General features: G+C 72.0%; 3 protein-coding genes. 2 read left to right on the top strand and 1 reads right to left on the bottom strand.

Going from position 1 to position 21377, the window contains the following annotated elements; all coding sequences use genetic code 11:
- Positions 1–240: 240 nt before the first annotated feature.
- A complete protein-coding gene (locus tag ACT2CW_RS14295) occupies positions 241–3132 on the top strand; it encodes a helix-turn-helix transcriptional regulator (protein ID WP_445516830.1) in 2892 nt (963 codons plus the stop codon).
- A gap of 17 nt (positions 3133–3149) precedes the next feature.
- Here ACT2CW_RS14295 and mhpA read toward each other — a convergent pair whose 3' ends face one another.
- Positions 3150–4772 (bottom strand): bifunctional 3-(3-hydroxy-phenyl)propionate/3-hydroxycinnamic acid hydroxylase MhpA, encoded by a 1623-nt coding sequence (mhpA, locus tag ACT2CW_RS14290; protein ID WP_445516829.1) that lies wholly within the window; start codon positions 4770–4772, stop codon positions 3150–3152.
- 201 nt (positions 4773–4973) lie between these two features.
- Here mhpA and ACT2CW_RS14285 point away from each other — a divergent pair, with 201 nt between their 5' ends.
- A complete protein-coding gene (locus tag ACT2CW_RS14285) occupies positions 4974–21377 on the top strand; it encodes a type I polyketide synthase (RefSeq protein ID WP_445516828.1) in 16404 nt (5467 codons plus the stop codon).

Genomic DNA, 21377 nt, shown 5'->3' with positions numbered 1-21377 from the left:
TATTCGGTGCATGTCGCAGCCACCACGCGCTGTTCGCATGCTGTTGAAACACAAGACTCCGGCCGGCTCGCGTCTTTCCCTGATCCATTTCTCTCCCCCCCTGGCGGTAGGCCACGGGCCTCAAGGGTGGACAACGCACCTGTGCCACTGAGGAGTTCTGCCTGCTCGTCATGCGCTTTCGCGAGGGCACGCCCCATGAGCGGCCGCGCGGATGGAGGAATGTCAGAAAGCGGGATGCCTGTGAGCTTGTTGGAATGCCACGATTCCACGGTCGGCGCCGGTCGGTCGGCGATCGGTTTCCGGAGGGACCAGGAGGACCGGGAGAACCGGGAGAACGAGGGGGGCCGCGCGCCCGGCGGGGCGCTCCCCGATCTGGTCGAGCGCGATGACATCCTGGCGGGCCTGGGCCGGCTGCTCGCCGATGCCACGAGGGGCAAGGGGCAGCTGGCCGTCGTGGACGGGCCGCTGGGAAGCGGCAAGAGCAGGCTGGTGCACGAGTTCCTCGAATCCCTCGAACCGGGCGGCGCCCGCGTGCTGAGGGCCACCGCCTCGCTCCGCGAGCACCTTCTGCCGTTCGGCGTGGTGACCCAGCTCTTCCACGGCATGACGATTCCCCCGCCCAGCCGGGACCGGGTGCGCGCGCTGCTCGCCTCGGCGGTCGAACACACCGTCACCGACGGGCGGTTAGCCGGGGGCGGCTGGGAGACGCAGGTCGTCGACGTCTTCCAGAAGCTCGCCATGGAGCTGGCCCAGCTGGCCGAGACCACCCCCTTGGTGATCTGCGTCGACAACGCCCACTACCTGGACCCGCCCTCGCTGCACTTCCTCGCCGGCCTCGCCCCCTGGCTGCATTCCGCCCGCATCCTGGTACTCCTCACCGATGACCACACCCTGCGATGGCCGCGTTCGCCCCTGCTGGCCGGGCTGCTCTCGCAGAGCCCCAACGCCCACCGGATCGCCGTGCGGCCACTGAGCCGCGGCGGAGTCGACGCCCTGGCCGTCCGGCTGCTCGGCCCGCACACCGCCTCGCCCCGGCTCACCGCGGAGCTCCATCGCATCAGCGGCGGCAACCCGCTGGCCGTGCAGGCCCTGATCATCGATCAGCAGGCGGGCGGCGCCTGCTATCCCGAAGGCTACGGACGGGCGCTGCTCGAGCTCGTGGCGCACTCCCGGCCGTCGATGCTGTCCGTGGTGCGCGCCCTCGCCGTGCTCGGCGGTGCCGCGCCGGTGGCGGACGTGGCCCGGCTGGCCAGGGTGGATGCCACGGTGACCGGCTGGGCCCTGCACGCCCTGGTCAGCGCCGGACTGCTCACCGAGGGCCAGGCGTTCCGCCATCCGGTGGCCGCCACCGCCGTACTGGACGACATGCCCGCCGACCGCCGGGCCGCGCTGCACCGGGCGGCCGCCGAGCTGCTGCACGAGGCCGGGGCACCCGCGCTGACGGTGGCCGGGCAGTTGCTGAGCGCCGGGGACCCCGGTGCCGACCGCGCCACCGAGGTGCTGATCACGGCCTCCGACGAGGCGCTGGCGACCGGCGATGTGAGCACCGCGCTCAGCTGCCTGGACCTCGCCCAGCACACCCGGCCCGACGACCCCACCGCGGCCCGCATCCGCGCCCGGCTCAGCAGACTGGAATGGCAGCTGAAACCGCAGGTCGCCGTCCGCCATCTCCGCCCCCAGCTACGCGACTTCACCGCGGGCCACCTGGACCGCCGGGAGGTCTCGGAACTGGTGCTGGGCCTGGCCGAGGCCGGTGCGCTCGATGAGCTGACCGCCCTGCTGGACGCCCTGCGCACCCGCGCCCACCGGGGCGCCGGCTCCGGAACCGAGGACATCCGCCCCCTGACGAACTGGGCGGCGATGGCGTACCCCCTCCACACCGGGCTGCGGAAACTGGCCCACTCGGTGGCCGCCGCCACCCCGGAGGCGGCCCCCTGCCACGACCCATGGCTGCCCTCGGCGGTCGCCCTGGCCGACGATCTGACCCGCGGACGCGAGGACCAGCTGACCCACCGCGCCGAACTGCTGCTGCGCACCTTCCACCTCGACCACGGCTCGCTGTGGAACGCCGAATCCGGGGCGCTCGCCCTGCGGGCGCTGCTGTACGCGGGCCGCCTGGAGGAGGTCCTGGCCTGGTGCGAGAAGCTCGAGACCGCGGCCGCCGCCCACCAGGCCGTCGCCTGGCAGGGGAGGTTCCTGGCCATCCGCGCCGAGGCCCATCTGCGGCAGGGGCACCTGATCTCCGCGCACGACCTGGCGGCCCGCGCCATGGCCCTCGTACCGCCCCAGGGCTGGGGAGTCGGCCTGGCCGGAGTGCTGGGCTGCGCCATCCTGGCCGCCACCCGCTCCGGCAGGCTGGAGCAGGCGGAGAAGTATGTGGCGCAGCCGATCCCCGAGCAGGCCCTGCACAGCCGCCACGGCGCCCACTATCTGCACGCCCGGGGCCACTACCGGCTGGCCACCCACCATCCCCAGGCCGCGCTCGCGGACTTCCTGGCCTGCGGCAGATTCGCCGAGACCTGGCAGCCACCCGGCGCCGACGTGGTCCCGTGGCGCACCAGCGCGGCCGAGGCATGGCTGGCACAGGACGACCAGGACCAGGCCAAGCGGCTGGTACGGGAGCAGATGGCCCGGTTGCTCCCGGGCCCCTCGCGGGCCCGCGGGCTGTCCCTGCGCACCCTGGCGGCGGTCAGCCGGGTCACCCGCCGCCCACAACTGCTCACCGAGGCCGTCGACATGCTCAAGGACAGCGGCGACGACTACGAGCTGGCCCGTGCGCTGATCGACCTCAGCACCGCCTTCAAGGACACCGGCGACCAGCGCAACGCCCGCCGGGTGGCCCATCGCGCCTGGCACCTGGCGAAGCAGACCGGGGCCGAGCACCTGTGCCGGGAAGCCGCGCTCGACCCCATCGACCCCGAGGCCGCGATGTCCGCGGATCAGCGCCAGGACGGGCTGTCCGCGCTCACCACACAGGAGCGGAGGATCGCGCTACTGGCGGCCAAGGGCTACACCAACCGCGAGATCGCCGCCAAGCTCTACATCACCGCCAGCACGGTCGAGCAGCACCTCACCCGGGTGTTCCGTAAAGTCAACGTCAAGCGGCGGCAGGATCTGCCGCACTTCCTCTAGCCTTCTTCCCAAGCCCATCACTTCAACAGCCCGGACCTGAACCGGTCGACCAGCGCGGTGAGTTCACGGGAGGTGCGGGCCGCGCCGTAGATGTGGTGGTCCGGGCGCACCAGCAGGAAGCGTGCCCGCGCCGCCTTCATAAGCGGCAGATACACCTCGTCGACGTCGACGTCGACGGCGGCGCCCGGTGCCGCCTCGGCGCCCTCCGCCACCATGTGCACCACCCGTGTACCGAGCCCGGTGAGGAAGGTGAGCTGGGACTCCTCCAGCGCCACGGCCGGATCCGCCGACCCCAGCAGCACCAAACCGGTGCCCACGACCTCGTCGAACAGACCGGTCACGCCCTCGTGCCGCACCCGGCCCTGGGACATCACCTCCCCGGCCGGTGGCACCGGTGCCGTGCCGATGCCGGTGTACAGCAGCCCGGTCCGCAGCGGTGGACCCGCGACGCCGTGCTGCCCGTCCCGGCCGGTGTCGGAGCCGCCCGCGAGCAGCGAGGCGTCCCGGCTCGCGGCGGTGGCGGCGTCGGTCACACACAGCACGCGGCCCAGCCGTACCGCGGTGTCGATCGCCTCCCGCACATGCTCGACGCGCTCACGCGGATAGGTGTCCAGCAGCGCCTCACCGGCGGCGCCACGCAGCACCAGATCGAGCTTCCAGGACAGATTGAGCACGTCCCGGATGCCCGCGCACATGCCCTGACCGGTGAAGGGCGGCATCAGATGGGCGGCGTCCCCGGCCAGCAGCACCCGCCCCCGCCGCCACTCGTCCGCCCACGCGGCCTGGAAGCTGTAGACGGTGTGCCGGTGCAGGGTGGCGTTCTCCGGGGTGACATCGAAGCGCTCCAGCAGCCGCCAGGCCGTCTCCGCCCGGTTCAGCTCGGCCACGCTCTCCCCGGGGAGCCGCATGAACTCCCAGCGCCGGCGCCCCGGTCCGCTGCCCACCGCCGTCGTCGGCCGGGCCGGATCGCAGTGCTGCACATTGAGCGGGGAGAACACCCGTGGTTCATGGAGCACCACATCGCACAGCAGCCAGTCGAAGGAGAAGCCGAGATCCGTCCGGCGCACCCCGATGTGGTCGCGCACGAAGCTGTTCGCCCCGTCGCACCCGACCACCCAGGAGGCGCCGCACCGCAGCCGCCCGCCCGCCGTATCCGTCGCCGTGAGCTCCACCCCGGTGCCGTCGTCCACCAGGCCCGTCGCCTCGTAACCGCGCAGTACCCGCAGGTTGGGCAGCCGCTCGGCGCGGGCGCACAGCACCGCCTCCAGCGCGGGCTGGTGCATCGTGGTGGTCTCCGGCCAGCCGTGCGCACCCCGCTCGGCCAGCTCGACCCGTAGCAGGGACCTGCCCTCGGCGTTCCGCCAGTCGTAGGCGTCGGCCGGCAGACCGATCTCCGCGAATGAACCGCCCACCCCCAGCGACGCCAGGGTCCTGGCCGTCTCACCGTCGAAGCTGGTCGCCCGCGGCAGTGTGTACGGCTTCTCCCACCGCTCCACGACCAGCACCCGCCACCCCCGGGTGGCCAGCAGGATGGACAGCACCTGGCCGATGGGTCCGTAGCCGACGATGAGCACATCCGCGTCCGGCGTGTCCGGCCCCCGCCCCGTGTCCGGCCCCCGCCCAGAGCCCGCAGAGCACATCCGCTCCTCCCTCCTCCGGTGCCGCGAAGCTATCAGCGGCGGCCGAACGGACCGGGACAAAGGGGGTTTGGTGATCACGAAGTAAGGGGGGATGAGGGGGGTGAATCAGGGGATTCTCCTAGTTTTCCGGTGTGAAGCTGGAACGGGTGAAGCCGTTGAAGCGTCACCTGGAACCCTGACCGCAGGGAGGGGAGAGGTGGCATGCTGCGCGCCGAACTGATCCGCCCGATCCAGGACCTCCTCACCGAACAGAGCCGCCGCTTCGGCACCAAGACCGCTTACGCCGACGGCCGGCGCGCCATCAGCTACGCCGAGCTGGAGGCGCGCACCCGTCGGCTCGCCGGCCATCTGGCCGGGCTGAGCCTGCTGCCGGGCGACCGCGTGGCCATGTACCTCGGCAACCGCGTCGAGATGGTGGAGAGTTACTTCGCCGTCGTCCGCGCCGGGGGAGTCGGCGTCCCGGTCAATCCGCATGTCTCCCAGGCCGAACTGGACCATCTGCTCACCGCCAGCGGCAGTCGGGTCGTCATCACGGACTCCGCCCACCTGCCACTGCTGCGCCGGCTGCGACCCGGGGCGAGCCCACAGACCGTGCTGGTGGTGGGGGAGGACCCGGCCCCCGCGGGCAGCCTGTCCTACGAGCGGTTCGCCACCACCGAGCCGGACACACCGGCCCGCGACGCCCACGGCCTCGACGACATCGCCTGGATGCTCTTCACCTCGGGCACCACCAGCAAGCCCAAGGGTGTGCTCGCCACCCAGCGCAACTGCCTCTGGTCGGTCGCCGCGTCGTACGTACCCGCGCTCGGCCTCACCGCCGAGGACCGTGTGCTCTGGCCGCTGCCCCTGTTCCACAGCCTCTCCCACATCGTGTGCGTGCTGGCCGTGACCGCCGTCGGGGCGACCGCCCGGATCACCGACGGACACTCCGCCGAGGACGTACTGGAGCTCTGGGGCCAGGAGCGCTCCACGGTCATCGCGGGAGTCCCCACGCTGTACCACTATCTCGTCCGCGCCTCCAAAGCGCCCGGAGTCACCACCCCTGACCTGCGGGTGGGCCTGGTCGGCGGCGCCGTGACCACGGCGGCGCTGCGGCGCTCGGTCGAGGACGCCTTCGGGGCTCCGCTCATCGACGCGTACGGCAGCACCGAGACCTCCGGCTCGATCGCCATCAACTGGCCCACCGGGCCCAGGGTCGAGGGCTCCTGCGGACTCCCCGTCCCCGGCCTCGCCCTGCGGGTGGTCGACCACCGCACCGGCCTGGACGTGCCCGACGGGACCGAGGGCGAGGTGTGGGTCCGCGGCCCGAACATCATGGCGGGCTACCACAACCAGCCCGAAGCCACCGCCGAGGCGCTGCGGGACGGCTGGTTCCACACCGGCGACCTCGCCCGCCGCGACCGGGACGGCTATCTGACGGTCACCGGGCGGCTCAAGGAACTCATCATCCGCGCCGGGGAGAACATCCACCCCGTCGAGGTGGAGGACGTCCTGCGGATGGCGCCCGGCGTGGCCGACGCCGCCGTGGTGGGCAAGCCGCACGACGTCTTCGGCGAAGTCCCGGTGGCCTTCGTCGTCCCCGCACCCGGCGGTTTCGACCCGGCCCAGGCCCTCGCCCTGTGCCGGGAGCGGCTCTCGTACTTCAAGGTGCCCGAGGAGCTGTACGAGATCGAACGGATCCCGCGCACCGCGACCGGCAAGGTCACCCGGCACCGGCTGCTGGACGGCCCGGCACGGCTGCGTGCGGTCGGCAACGCCCACCATGACGCGCTCTTCCGTACGAGGTGGATCCCACAGCCGTCCGCCCCTCAGCCATGGCCCGGCCGCTGGGCCCTGCTCGGACGGCAGGCTCCCGGGCTCGACGGTCCGCTGCGGGCCTCGGGCGGTGCCGAGTTGGGCGAGTACATCGACACGGCCGACCTGAGAGCGGCGGTGGCCGCCGGAAGCCCTCCGCCCGCCGTGGCCCTGCTGTCGGCCCCCACGGACACCACCGAGGGTGTCCTGAGGGACGTCGAGGCGTGGCTGGCCTCCGCCGAGCTGTCCGATGCGCTGCTGGTGGTGGCCACCCAAAGCGCCGTGGCGACGGCCACGGGCGAGGACGTGCCGAACCCGGAGCGGGCCGCGCTGTGGGGGCTGGTGCGCTCCCTACAGGCCGCTCATCCCGGCCGTATCGCCATCGTCGACCTCGACGAGCCGGGTGACGAGGCGTGTGTGGGCGGGCTGTTGGCGGCGGTGGCGTCGGGCGAGCCCCAGAGCGCGGTGCGCTCGGGCGTCGTACTGCTGCCACGGCTTGAACGCGTGGCCCTGGACGTGGGCCTGGGCACGGGGCCGGATGCCGAGCGGGACGCGTCCCTGGCCTTCGACCCCCATGGCACCGCCGTCGTCACCGGAGTGGACACCCGGCGCGGCGCGGCGATCGCCCGGCAGCTGGTGACCGGATACGGGGTCCGCCGACTGCTGCTGATCGCCCCGCCCGGGCAGGGTGGCCTGGCCAACGAGCTGTGCAGCCAGCTCACCGATGCCGGAGCCGATGTCCGACTGGTCGAGTGCGAGCTGGACAACCGAACCAAACTGCGGCGGGCGCTGGCCAAGGCCACCAGACCCTTGAGCGTGGTCGTCCACGCCTGGGAGGCCGTGGACGAGCCGTCGGAAGGGCGCGTGGCCGCCGAGGCCAGGACGCTGTACGAGCTCACCCGGAACGCCGACCTCGCCGCGCTCGTGCTGTCCTCCTCGACCAAGGGGGTGCTGGGCGCGGCGGGGGAGACCACCGAGGCCGCCTCCGCCGCCTTCCTCGACGCCTATGCCCAGCATCTGCGGGTACGAGGGGTACCGGCTCAGTCCATCGCCTGGGGGCCGTGGGAGGGGGAGACCGACGAGACGGCCGGCGCCCTGAGCTCTCGGGAGGCGCTCGCGGCGCTGGACGCCGCCCTGGCCGTGGACGAGGCCCAACTCGTCGCGATGAAGCTCGACCCGACCGCCGTGCCGACCGGGTCCGGGACCGGGTCCGGGGCGACCTCCCCGCTGCTCCAGGACCTGATCGACATCCCGGCGCGTACCGCCACCGTGGACGAGGCCGTCACGGTCGCCCTGCGGGAGCGGCTGATGGGCGCGCACGAGGCCGACCGGGACCGGCTGCTCACCGATCTCGTCCGCGAACACCTGGCCGACCTGCTGGGCCTGGCCGACAAACAGGCCGTCGAGCCCGAGCGGGCCTTCACCGACCTGGGCCTGACCTCGGTCACGGTGGTGGAGCTGCGCAACCGGCTGAGCGAGGCCACGGGGCTGCGCCTGCCCGCCACGTCCGCCTTCGACCACCCCACACCGGTGGCGTTGGGGAGCCTGCTGCGGCGGGAACTGCTGGGTGGTACGGGAGCGCCGACCGTCCCGGGTTCGGCGCCGGGTTCGGCCGTGGGTTCGGCCCTGGGTTCGGCCGTGGTCGCGGGGACGGGTCTGGGCGATGACCCGATCGCGATCGTGGGGATGGCCTGCCGGTTGCCGGGCGGGGTCGGCTCACCGGAGGAGTTGTGGGAGCTGGTTCTGGCAGGTGGCGAGGGCATCGGGGAGTTCCCGGCGGATCGGGGGTGGGATCTGGAGAACCTTTTCGATCCGGATCCGGATCACGCGGGGACGAGCTATGCGCGTCGGGGCGGGTTTCTTTATGACGCGGGGGAGTTCGACGCGGAGTTCTTCGGGATTTCGCCGCGTGAGGCGTTGGCGATGGATCCCCAGCAGCGGTTGCTGTTGGAGACGTCATGGGAGGCGTTGGAGCGGGCCGGGATCGATCCGGTCTCCCTCCGCGGCCAGGACGTGGGCGTTTTCGCCGGGATGATGCATCAGAACTACGGAGTGGGCTCCACCGAGGGGGCAGATGCCCCCGCCGGTCTGGAAGGCCACCTGATGACCGGCACCTCGGCGAGCGTGGTGTCGGGTCGGGTCTCGTATGTGCTGGGGTTCGAGGGTCCTGCGGTGACGGTGGACACGGCGTGTTCGTCGTCGTTGGTGGCGTTGCATTTGGCGGGGCAGGCGTTGCGGGCGGGTGAGTGCTCGATGGCGCTGGCCGGTGGGGTGACGGTGATGGCCGGGCCGGAGGCCTTTGTGGAGTTCTCCCGCCAGCGCGGGCTTGCTGCCGACGGGCGGTGCAAGTCGTTCGCGGCCTCGGCGGATGGCACGGGGTGGGCTGAGGGTGTGGGTGTGGTGGTTTTGGAGCGGTTGTCGGATGCTGAGCGGCTTGGGCATCGGGTGTTGGCGGTGGTGCGGGGTAGTGCGGTGAATCAGGATGGTGCGTCGAATGGGTTGACGGCGCCGAATGGTCCGTCGCAGCAGAGGGTGATCCGGCGGGCGTTGGCGGGTGCGGGGTTGGTGGCGGGTGATGTGGATGCCGTGGAGGCGCATGGGACGGGGACGCCGTTGGGTGATCCGATCGAGGCGCAGGCGGTGTTGGCCACGTATGGCCAGGACCGTGATCGGCCGCTGTGGTTGGGGTCGTTGAAGTCGAATATTGGTCATGCGCAGGCGGCTGCGGGTGTGGCTGGTGTGATCAAGATGGTGTTGGCGTTGCGGTATGGGGTGTTGCCGAGGACGTTGCATGTGGATGAGCCGTCGCGGCAGGTGGATTGGTCGGCGGGTGCGGTGGAGTTGCTGAGGGAGGAGCGGGTGTGGCCGGAGGTGGGGCGTCCGCGTCGGGTTGGGGTGTCGGGGTTTGGGGTGAGTGGGACGAATGCGCATGTGATTTTGGAGCAGGCGCCGGAGGTGGCGGTTGAGGTGGCGTCGGTGCGGGGGGTTCCGGGTGGTGTGGTGCCGTTGGTGGTGTCGGGGCGTGGTGGTGCGGGGTTGCGGGGGCAGGCGCGGAGGTTGTTGGAGTACGTGCAGGCTCGTCCAGGGTTGGGCGTTGGGGAGCTGGCGGCGGGGCTGGCTTGTGGTCGGGCGGGGTTGTCGGATCGTGCGGTGGTGGTGGCGGGGGATCGGGAGGAGGCGTTGGCGGGGTTGGCGGCGGTGGTGGAGGGCGGTGGGATGGGCAGGGCTGATGTTCGGGGTCGGGTGGCGTTTGTTTTTCCTGGTCAGGGGGCGCAGTGGGTGGGGATGGGTGCGGAGTTGTTGGGAGAGTCGGAGGTCTTTGCGGAGTGTTTGGCTGAGTGTGCGGGGGTGTTGGATCCGTTGACGGGGTGGTCGTTGGTGGATGTGGTGCGCGGAGCTGAGGGTGCGGCGTCGTTGGATCGGGTGGATGTGGTGCAGCCGGTGTCGTTTGCGGTGATGGTGGCGTTGGCGCGGGTGTGGTTGGTGGCTGGTGTGGTGCCGTCGTCTGTGGTGGGCCACTCGCAGGGGGAGATTGCGGCGGCGTATGTGGCCGGTGGGCTGTCCCTGGAGGACGCGGCGCGGGTGGTGGTGTTGCGTAGTCGTGCGATCGCGGCGGGCTTGTCGGGTCGTGGCGGGATGGTGTCGCTGGCTGTGGGTGTGGGCGAGGCGGAGTTGTGGGTGTCCCGTTGGGCCGGGCGGGTTGAGGTTGCGGCGGTTAATGGACCGTTGTCGGTGGTGGTGGCTGGTGAGCCGGAGGCGTTGCGGGAGCTGGTGGGGGAGTGTGAGGGGGCGGGAGTGCGGGCGCGGTGGGTGGATGTGGATTATGCCTCGCATACGGCGCAGGTGGAGGCGATCGAGGAGGAGCTTGCCCGGTCGTTGTCGCAGGTGCGGCCGGTGTCCTCGCGTATTCCGTTCTTCTCCACGGTGGAGGCGGAGTGGCTGGACACCGCTGAGCTGGACGGCGGGTACTGGTACCGGAATCTGCGGAGTACCGTCCGGTTCGCCCCGTCCATAGAACGGCTGCTGGAGGAGGACTTCCGGGCGTTTGTTGAGGTGAGTGCGCATCCGGTGCTGACGATGAGCATTGAGGCGGCGGCAGAGCAGGCGGATGCCGGACCGGTGGTGGTGACTGGGACCCTGCGGCGGGACGAGGGTGGTATGCGCCGTGTGCTCACCTCCCTGGCCGAGGCGTACGTACGTGGTGTCCGCGTGAACTGGACCGCCCTGCTCGGCAACGCACCCGCGCACACCGCGTGTGACCTCCCCACCTACGCCTTCCAACACCAGCACTACTGGCTCAAGAGCGGCCCCCGGAGCGGTGAGGTGACCGCCGTCGGACTCGCCGGTGCTCAGCATCCTCTGCTGGGCGCTTGGGTGGAACTGCCCGATACGGACGGGGTGTTGTTCACCTCCCGACTGTCGCTGAGCACCCACCCGTGGCTGGCCGACAACACGGTGGCCGGTACGGCCGTCCTCCCTGGATCGGCCTTCGTGGAGCTGGCGGTGCGCGCCGGTGACGAGGTCGGCTGCGGTGCCGTCGACGAGCTGCTGATCGAGGCCCCTCTCGTGCTGCCCCAGGGCAAGAGTGTGCAGCTCCAGGTGGTCGTCGGTGGGGCGGATGAGGACGGGCGACGACGCCTCACCGTCTACTCCCGCCGGCAGGGCAACGGGTCGCGCGGTACGGACTGGACCCGACACGCCACGGGTACGCTCGCCCAGACCACCGCCGCGCCCGACGTCGACCTCGCGACATGGCCTCCGCCCGGAGCCACCCCCGTCGACGTGGACCAGGTGTACGACGATCTGGCACGGGCCGGACGTGGCATCGGCCCGGCGTTCCGTCTGCTGCGCTCGGCGTGGGCCCGTGGCACCGACGTGTTCGCCGAGGTGGAACTGGCCGACGATCAGCAGGCCGAAGCCGCGCGCTACACACTCCACCCCGCGTTGCTGGAAGCCGTATGCCACGCCGACACGCACGCCGAGGCAACGGCCCTGCCCGTTGCCTACCGCACGGTGTCCCTGTCCGCGACCGGCGCGACCGCACTGCGTGCGCGCGTCAGCCCGGACGACCAGGGCCGTGTGACGTTCCAACTGGCGGACTCCACCGGGAAGGCGGTCGGGTCCGTGGGCTCGGTGACGTCGCGGCCGCTTCCGGACGACGTATGGATGTCGGCAGCCGGGACGGATCCGCAGGACGCGCTGTTCGAGGTGGAGTGGTTCCCCCTCCCTGCCCCCTCGGCATCCTCGGCCTCCTCGGATCCGGCGGTGGTGACGGTGACGAGCCCGGCCGAGCTGACAACGTTGGCCGACCACGGCGACGCCGTACCACCCTTCGTACGCGTGGACCTGACGGACACCGCGCACGGCCTCCGAGCGCTCACCTCGCGGGCGCTGGAGTGGGTCCAGGCATGGCTGGCCGCACCCGAGATGGATGCACGGCTGGTCATCGTCACGCGCGAGGTCACCGACCCGATCTGCGCGGCGGTCTGGGGGCTCGTGCGCTCGGCACAGTCCGAGGCCCCGGACCGGCTGGTACTGGTGGCGATGGATGAGGACGACTCCTCCGGCGCGTTGCTGCCCGCCGCCCTGGCCACCGGCGAACCGCAGATCGCCATCACCGCCGGGGTGGCATCCGCACCGAGGCTGGTGCGCGCCACGCCGAGCGGGGACGAGCCACCGCGAGCGCTGAACCCGTCCGGCACGGTGGTCATCACCGGGGGCACCGGTGCACTGGGCCGGCTGCTCGCCCGGCACCTCGCGGCCGAGCACGGCGTACGCAACCTCCTGCTGGTCAGTCGCCGTGGCGGCGCGGCCGAAGGCGTGGCGGAGCTGGAGTCCGAACTCGGCGCGCTGGGCGCGTCCGTACGCACCGTGGCCTGCGACATCGCGGACCGGACCGCAGTGGCGGAGCTGCTGGCCTCGCTCCCCGCCGAAGCGCCCCTCACGGCGGTCGTGCACACCGCCGGGGTCCTGGACGACGGCGTGGTCACCGCCATGACACCCGAACGGCTCGATACCGTCCTCCGCCCCAAGGCGGACGCGGCCCTCATCCTGCATGAGCTGACGCGCGACATGGACCTCGCGGCCTTCGTGGTGTTCTCCTCGGCCGCGGGCGTCTTCGGCAACCCCGGACAGGCCAACTACGCCGCGGCCAACGCCTTCCTGGACGCCCTTGCTCAGCAGCGCCGGGCGGAAGGGCTCCCGGCCACCTCCCTCGCCTGGGGCCACTGGGCGCTCAGCAGCGAGATGACCGCGCATCTCACCGCGGCCGACCTGCGGCAGCACACCCGGCGCTTCGGTGTGACCGCCCTGTCGGAGGAGACCGGCCTGGCGCTGTTCGACGCCGGTCTGCGCAGTGCCACGCCCGCGCTGGTGGCTGCCCGGCTGGACCTCGCGGGGCTTGGTCGAGGTGGTGAAGGACAGAGCACCAGCACGGCTGCCGCTCCGGTCCTCCCTCTGCTGCACAAGCTGGTGCCACCGGGCCGCCGGGTCGTGAGCCGTACGGCAGCGTCGCGGACCGACCTCGTACGGCGGCTGGAGTCGGTGGATCCCGCCGAGCGGGAGCAGACGCTGCTGGACCTGGTCACCCACCACGCCGCCCAGGTGCTCGGACACTCGTCGACGGACGGCATCGCCGCCGAACGGGCCTTCCGGGAGCTGGGGTTCGACTCACTGACGTCCGTGGAACTGCGCAACCGGCTCAACGCCGCCACCGGCCTTCGGCTGCCCTCGACCCTGCTCTACGACCACCCCAGCCCACGGGCCCTCACCCGGCATCTGCGCACCGAGCTGCTGGGGTCGCCGAGCGCCCCCGCCGCCCCGGTACCCGCGCGCGGGACTCCGGACGACGGCATCGCCATCGTGGCGATGAGCTGCCGCTTTCCGGGTGGGGTGAACAGCCCAGAGGACTTCTGGCGGCTGATCAGCGATGGCGGTGACGCCGTCGGCGACTTCCCGGATGACCGTGGCTGGGATCTGTCCGCGCTCTTCGATCGCGACCCGGACCACCCCGGCACCTCCTACGTCCGGCACGGCGCGTTCCTGCCCGACGCCGCCGGGTTCGACGCCGAGTTCTTCGGCATCTCGCCGCGTGAGGCGCTGGCGATGGATCCGCAGCAGCGGCTGTTGCTGGAGACCTCTTGGGAGGTGTTCGAGCGGGCCGGGATCGACCCGACCACGTTGGGCGGCAGTGCCATCGGTGTGTTCACCGGAATGAACACCCAGGACTACGCGATCCGCCTGCGCCACGTTCCGGACGAGGTCGAGGGGCACCGGATCACCGGGGTCTCCGCGGCCGTCCTGTCCGGGCGCGTGGCCTACACCCTGGGGCTGGAGGGACCCGCGGTGACGGTGGACACGGCGTGTTCGTCGTCGCTGGTGGCACTGCATCTGGCCGCGCAGGCGCTGCGGTCGGGGGAGTGCTCGATGGCGCTGGCCGGTGGGGTGACGGTGATGGCCGGGCCCGACGCCTTCGTGGACTTCTCCCGCCAGCGCGGACTGTCGGCCGACGGCCGGTGCAAGTCCTTCGCCGCCTCGGCCGATGGCACGGGGTGGGCCGAAGGTGTGGGTGTGCTGCTCCTGGAGCGGCTGTCGGACGCGGAGCGCAACGGTCACCAGGTGCTGGCGGTGGTGCGGGGCAGCGCCGTGAACCAGGACGGCGCGTCCAACGGGCTGACGGCGCCGAACGGCCCGTCACAGCAGCGTGTCATCCGTCAGGCGCTGGCCGGCGCGGGTGTGTCGGCCGCCGAGGTGGACGTGGTCGAGGCGCATGGCACGGGTACGGCGCTGGGCGATCCCATCGAGGCGCAGGCCATCCTCGCCACATACGGCCAGGACCGTGACCGGCCGCTGTGGCTGGGCTCGGTGAAGTCCAACATCGGCCATGCCCAGGCCGCCGCGGGTGTGGCCGGTGTGATCAAGATGGTCATGGCGATGCGGCACGGTGTGCTGCCGCGGACGCTGCATGTCGACGCCCCCACCCCGGAGGTGGACTGGTCGGCGGGCTCGGTGGAGCTGCTGACCGAAGGGCGTGCGTGGCCGGAGGCGGGGCGCCCGCGCCGGGCCGGGGTGTCCGCGTTCGGCGTCAGCGGCACCAACGCCCACGTGATCGTGGAGCAGGCGCCGGCCACCGCCGTCGAGCCCGCCACGGAGGACCCGGACGCGATCCCCGCCGTACCGTGGGTGATCTCGGCCAGGACCGCCGACGGGCTGTACGGCCAGGCGGCCCGGCTCGCGGAATTCGCCCGCAGCCACCCGGAGCTCGACCCGAGCGACATCGCGCATTCCCTGATCACCACACGGGCCGCATTCGACCACCGGGCCGTGGTCGTGGGCTCGGCGCGTGCGGAGCTGCTGAGCGGGCTGGATGCCATCGCCGGGCCGGGCGATGGCCCCGTGGCGCGCGGTGTGCCGAGCCCTGGTCGGCTCGCGGTGCTGTTCACCGGGCAGGGCAGCCAGCACCCGGGGATGGGCCGGGAACTGCACGCACGGTATCCCGTGTTCCGCGCTGCCTTCGACGCGGCCTGCGCGCGCCTGGACCGTCAGCTGGTCGACGCGGGGCATGTCGCACACCCCGTCCGGGACATCGCGTTCGCCCAGCCCGGGGCCCCCGAAGCGGAGTTGCTCGACCGCACGGTGTTCGCGCAGGCGGGGCTGTTCGCGCTGGAGACCGCGCTGTTCAGGCTGTACGAGTCCTGGGGAGTGCGCCCGGACTTCCTCGTCGGCCACTCCGTGGGTGAGCTGACCGCGGCCCATGTGGCGGGTGTGCTGTCCCTCGAGGACGCGGCCGCGCTGCTGGCGGCGCGGGGGCGGCTGATGCAGGCCCTGCCCGGTGGCACGATGGTGGCGCTCAACGTTTCCGAGTCGGTGGCTCGCTCTCTGCTGGCCGACGCGCCGGGCGCCGTGGACATCGCCGCGGTCAATGGGCCCGCCTCCGTCGTCGTCTCCGGCGACCAGGACGCGGTGGCGGCCGTCGAGCGGATATGCGCGGGCAAGGGGCACCGGACCAAGCGCCTGCGCGTAAGCCATGCCTTCCACTCCGCGCATATGGACGGCATGCTCGACGAGTTCCGCGCCATCGCCGCCGGGCTGTCGTACGCGCCTCCGGCGGTCCCGATCGTCTCCAACGTCACGGGCGAGTTGGCCACCGCCGACCAGCTGTGCTCCCCGGACTACTGGGTCGAGCACGCACGCAGAACCGTCCGTTTCCTCGATGGCGTCACCACACTCCACGCCCAGGACGTCACGACCTTCCTCGAACTCGGCCCCGATGGTGTCCTGACCGCCATGGCGCAGGAAGCGCTGGGCGACGGCGCCGACCCGGCCATGTTCGTGCCCACGTTGCACGGCGGCGAACGGTCCGATCCGGTCGCCGCCGTGGCCGCGCTCGCTCGGCTGCATGTCCGTGGTGTCCCGGTCGACTGGACCGCGCTGGTCCCGGGTACCTCGCGGCGCGGGGTCGACTTGCCGACGTACGCCTTCCAGCACCGGCGGTACTGGCCGGACGCCCCCGTATCGGATGCCCCCGTATCGGACGCTCTTGTAGTGGGTGAGCCGGGTCCTCGCCCGCTGCCGGAACCCACGGCGCCCAAGGGCGGCGGCGCCACGGCCTTCGTCGAACGGCTGATCTCCGGCACCGAGGCCGAGCGGCAGCGGCTGGTCCTGGATCTGGTGCTGAGCAGCGTGGCAGCCGTGCTGGGGCACGACGACGCGTCGGCGATCGACGGCGAACGGGCCTTCCAGGGCCTTGGCTTCGACTCCCTGAACGTGGTCCGGCTCCGCAACCGCCTGCGCGACCTGACCGGCGCCGAACTGCCCACCACGCTCGCCTTCGACCATCCGACACCGGCCGCGCTCGCGTCGTTCCTGCACGCGCGGCTGCTCGGACAGGACACCGGACGGACCGGATCGGCGTGGACGGCGGGCGATCCCACCGAGCCGATCGCGATCGTGGGGATGGCCTGCCGGTTGCCGGGTGGCGTGGCCTCGCCGGAGGACCTGTGGGAGCTGGTCCTGGCGGGGGCCGAGGGCATCGGGGAGTTCCCGGTTGACCGGGGCTGGGATCTGGAGAACCTGTTCGACCCGGACCCGGACCATGCGGGGACCAGCTACGCGCGCCGGGGTGGCTTCCTCTACGACGCGGCCGAGTTCGACGCGGACTTCTTCGGGATCTCGCCACGTGAGGCGCTGGCGATGGATCCGCAGCAGCGGCTGCTGCTGGAGACGTCATGGGAGGCGTTGGAGCGCGCGGGGATCGACCCGGCCTCGCTGCGTGGCCAGGACGTCGGTGTCTTCGCCGGAATGGTCAACTACGACTACACCAGCCGCCTCGACACGGCCCCCGACGGTTCCGAGGGCTACCTCATGACCGGCGGCGCGGGCAGTGTGCTGTCGGGTCGGGTGTCGTATGTGCTGGGGTTCGAGGGTCCTGCGGTGACGGTGGATACGGCGTGTTCGTCGTCGTTGGTGGCGTTGCATTTGGCGGGGCAGGCGTTGCGGTCGGGGGAGTGCTCGATGGCGCTGGCCGGTGGGGTGACGGTGATGGCCGGGCCGGACGCCTTTGTGGAGTTCTCCCGCCAGCGCGGGCTCGCCCCTGACGGCCGATCCAAGTCGTTCGCGGCCTCGGCGGACGGCACGGGATGGGCCGAGGGCGCGGGCGTACTGCTGGTGGAGCGGCTGTCGGATGCGGAGCGGAATGGCCATCGGGTGTTGGCGGTGGTGCGGGGTAGTGCGGTGAACCAGGACGGTGCGTCGAACGGTCTGACGGCGCCGAATGGTCCGTCGCAGCAGCGGGTGATCCGGCGGGCGCTGGCGGGGGCGGGGTTGGTGGCGGGCGATGTGGACGCGGTCGAGGCGCATGGGACGGGTACGCCGCTGGGTGATCCGATCGAGGCGCAGGCGGTGTTGGCCACGTATGGCCAGGACCGCGATCGGCCGTTGCTGATGGGGTCGTTGAAGTCGAATATCGGTCATGCGCAGGCGGCTGCGGGTGTGGCCGGCGTGATCAAGATGGTGATGGCCTTGCGGCATGGGGTGCTGCCGCAGACGTTGCATGTGGACGAGCCCACGCCGCAGGTGGATTGGTCGGCGGGCGCGGTGGAACTGCTCACCGAGCAGCGGGCGTGGCCGGAGGTGGGGCGCCCGCGCCGGGCCGGGGTGTCCGCCTTCGGAGTGAGCGGCACCAACGCCCACGTCATCCTGGAGCAGCCCGCGGACGTCCTTGACCCGGCCCTGCCCGCACCGCGGCTGCCGGACGGCCTGGCCCTTCTCCCGGTGTCCGCGCGCGGCGAGGGTGCGCTACGTGCTCAGGCGCAGCGGCTGTTGTCCTTCCTGGACCGACGGCCGGATCAGGATCTGGGCGAGTTCGCGCTTGCGTTGGGTTGTGGTCGGGCGGGGTTGTCGGATCGTGCGGTGGTGGTGGCGGGGGATCGTGAGGAGGCGTTGGCGGGGCTGGCGGCGGTGGCGCGGGGTGAGTCAGCCGCAGGGGTGGTGTCGGGTGCGGTGGTGCGTGGTCGGTTGGGAGTGTTGTTCGCCGGTCAGGGGTGTCAGCGGGTGGGGATGGGGCGTGGGCTGTACGAGGCGTTCCCGGTGTTCCGGGATGCTTTCGATGCGGTGTGTGAGGCGCTGGACCGGGAGCTGAGCGCGGGCGGGGTCTCCGGTTCGGTGCGGGAGGTGGTGTTCGGGGACGGTGAGCTGCTGGAGCGGACGGTGTTCGCTCAGGCCGGGCTGTTCGCGCTGGAGACCGCGTTGTTCCGGCTGGTGGAGTCCTGGGGTGTCGTACCGGATGTCGTGGGTGGGCATTCGGTGGGTGAGGTGACGGCGGCGCATGTGGCGGGTGTGCTGTCGCTGGAGGACGCGGCCGTACTGGTCGCGGCACGGGGTCGGTTGATGGAGGCGCTGCCGGAAGGCGGCGCGATGGTGGCAGTGGCTGCGGGAGAGGACCAGGTGCGCCCGCTTCTGGCGCCCGGGGTGGATATCGCGGCGGTGAACGGCCCTGCGGCGGTGGTGCTCTCCGGCGATGAGGAGCCGGTGCTGCGCGTGGCGCGGGAGCTGTCGGAGCAGGGGCGCCGGACGCGGCGTCTGGCGGTCTCCCATGCGTTCCACTCCGCCCGGATGGAGCCCATGCTTCAGGAGTTCCAGGAAGCGATCGCCGATCTGTCCTTCGCCGCACCGTTGATCCCCCTCGTGTCCAACGTGACCGGGCAACTAGCGGACACGGAGACGGTGCGTTCCCCCGAGTACTGGGTGGAGCACGTGCGCTCCGCCGTGCGCTTCGCGGACGGTGTGCGGGCGCTTGCCGACCACGGTGTGAGCACCTATCTCGAACTGGCTCCGGATGCCGTGCTGTCCGCGATGGTCGGGGACTGTCTGCCGGAAGAGACGGCCGAACGGCCCGTGGTGGTGCCGTCGCTGCGGCGCGAGGGCAACGAATCCCGCGCGCTGATGTCCGCCGTCGCGCAGCTGCATGTGGCGGGCGTACACATCGACTTCAGCGCTCTGTTCGGCGGCGCCCTTCCGCCCACCCACCTCCCCGATCTGCCCACGTACGCCTTCCAGCGCACGCACTACTGGCTCCATGACACCCGGCCCGCCTCCGACCGGGGCCCCGCCGGTGCCCCCAGCGACACTGACGCCGTCGACGCCCGGTTCTGGGCCGCGGTCGAACGCGGCGACCTCGGCTCGGTGGCCGAGGCGCTGGACCTGGCCGACGGCGAGGAGAACCGTGCCGCGCTGGACGCCGTGGGCGGCGCGCTGGGCGTGCTGTCGGACTGGCGGCGCAAGCGCGGTGAGAAGTCCGCGGCGGACCGGCTGCGCTATCAGGTCACCTGGAAGCCACTGCCAGGCGCCACTTCCGGCGTCCCCACCGGCACCTGGCTGGTCGTCCTGCCGTACGGCTGCCGGGACGAGGAGTACGCGGCCCAGGTGGCCCCGGTGCTGAAGCGCCAGGGTCTGCGCACCACGACCCTGCGGCTCGACGGACCGGAACCACCCGACCGCGCCGCCTTCACCGAAATGCTGCGCGGCGCGCTGGCGGACCACGACGACGTCAGCGGTGTGCTGTCCCTGCTCGCTCTCGACCAGCGCGTACGTCCCGGCTCCGCGACGCTCACCGAGGGGGCCGCGGCCACGTTGGCGCTGGTCCAGGCCCTCGGCGACCTGGGCCCGGCAGGTTCGGCGGGCTCGGGACCCCGCCTGTACTGCGCCACCCGAGGCGCGGTGACCACCGGCGCGGCGGACCGGCTCAGCGCCCCGGAACAGGCGGCGGTGTGGGGGCTCGGTCTGGCCGTGGCGCTGGAGCAGCCGGACCGATGGGGGGCGCTGGTGGACCTCCCGGACGTGTTCGACGACCGGGCCGCCCGGACCCTGCTCGCCGCGCTGGCCGATCCGGGCGATGAGGACCAGCTCGCGATCCGCGCCACGGGCGCGTTCGTCCGCAGGCTGCGAGGCCATCCCCTGCCCACCGGCGTGTCCGAGCCGGAGTGGCGGCCGCGTGGCACCGTCCTGGTCACCGGCGGTACGGAGGGTCTCGGCAGGCATGCCGCGCGCTGGCTGGCCGGTGCCGGTGCCGAGCACCTGGTGCTGACCGTCGGCTCGGATCCGGAGGCGCCGCATGTGGTGGCCCTGCGGGACGAGCTGAGCGGCCTGGGCGCGAAGGTGACGGTGTGCCTGACCGACCTCACGGATCGGGACGCGGTGGAGCGGCTGCTCACCGGCCCCGCCGCGTATCCCGAGCTCTCCGGTGTCGTCCACACCGCCGACCTGGCGCGGATCGCGCAGACCGATGCCACCAGTGCCGATGAACTGGCGGAGACGCTGGCGGCCAAGGTCGACGGTCTGGTGCATCTCGACACGCTCCTCGCCGATCGGGAGCTGGACCTGTTCGTGGTCTTCTCATCGGTCGCCAGCGTGTGGGGCGGTGGTGGCCAGGGGCTGATCGGCGCGGCCAACGCCCAGCTCGACGCGCTGATCGAGCGGCGCCGCGCCAGGGGCCTGGTGGCCACCTCGGTGGCCTGGGGTGTGATCGACGGCTTCGGTGTGGCCGCCGACGCCACGGCCCAGGAGCAGCTGCGCCGCCGCGGTGTGCTGCCCATGGCGCCCGAGGCGGCCATGGCGGCCCTGACACACGCCGTCCGCCATGACGACACGCTCGTGGCCGTGGTGGACATCGACTGGTCGGCGTTCGTCCCGGCGTTCACCTCGCTGCGCCCCAGCCCGCTGATCGGTGATCTGCCGGGCGTTCAGGAGATCGTCGACAGCCTTCGTACGGACGACGCCACCGACGAGTCCGCCTCGGAGTTCCTGCGCGAACTGGCCGCGGGCTCCGACGCCGAGCGGGAACGGGCCCTGATGAAGGTGGTGCGCGAGAACACGGCCAGCGCGCTGGGCCACAGCGGTGTCGAGGCCGTCAAACCGCTGCGCGCCTTCCAGGAGATGGGGTTCGACTCGCTCGCGGCCGTGAACCTGCGCAACACCCTCGGCGCCGCTCTGGGCACCCGGCTGCCGGCCACCCTCGTCTTCGACTACCCCACGCCCGCCGCGCTGGTGGAGTACCTGCGCACCGAGCTCCTGGGAGACCAGGGCGACGACGAGGCCACCGAGGCCGATGAGGAGGAGATCCGCCGCGTACTGGCCGCCGTGCCGTTCAGCCGGTTCCGCGAGGCCGGAGTGCTCGCCGCGCTGCGGTCACTGGCCAGGACCGAAGCGGCCGCACAGGACGGCAGCCGGCCGTCCGCCGATGAGGAGCTCGACCTGATCGATGGAATGGATATCGCCGGACTGGTCCAACGGGCGTTCGACGGAACCCAGTTGTGA

Source organism: Streptomyces sp. NEAU-174 (assembly GCF_052665095.1).
The sequence above is the reverse complement of the archived record's forward strand: the minus strand, read 5'-3'. Positions and strand labels throughout refer to the sequence as shown.

What these genes read in the sequence shown, in the direction of transcription:
- ACT2CW_RS14285 (WP_445516828.1), top strand. Translation starts at nt 4,974, where the DNA reads ATGCTGCGCGCCGAACTGATCCGCCCGATCCAGGACCTCCTCACCGAA.
- mhpA (WP_445516829.1), bottom strand. Translation starts at nt 4,772, where the DNA reads ATGTGCTCTGCGGGCTCTGGGCGGGGGCCGGACACGGGGCGGGGGCCG.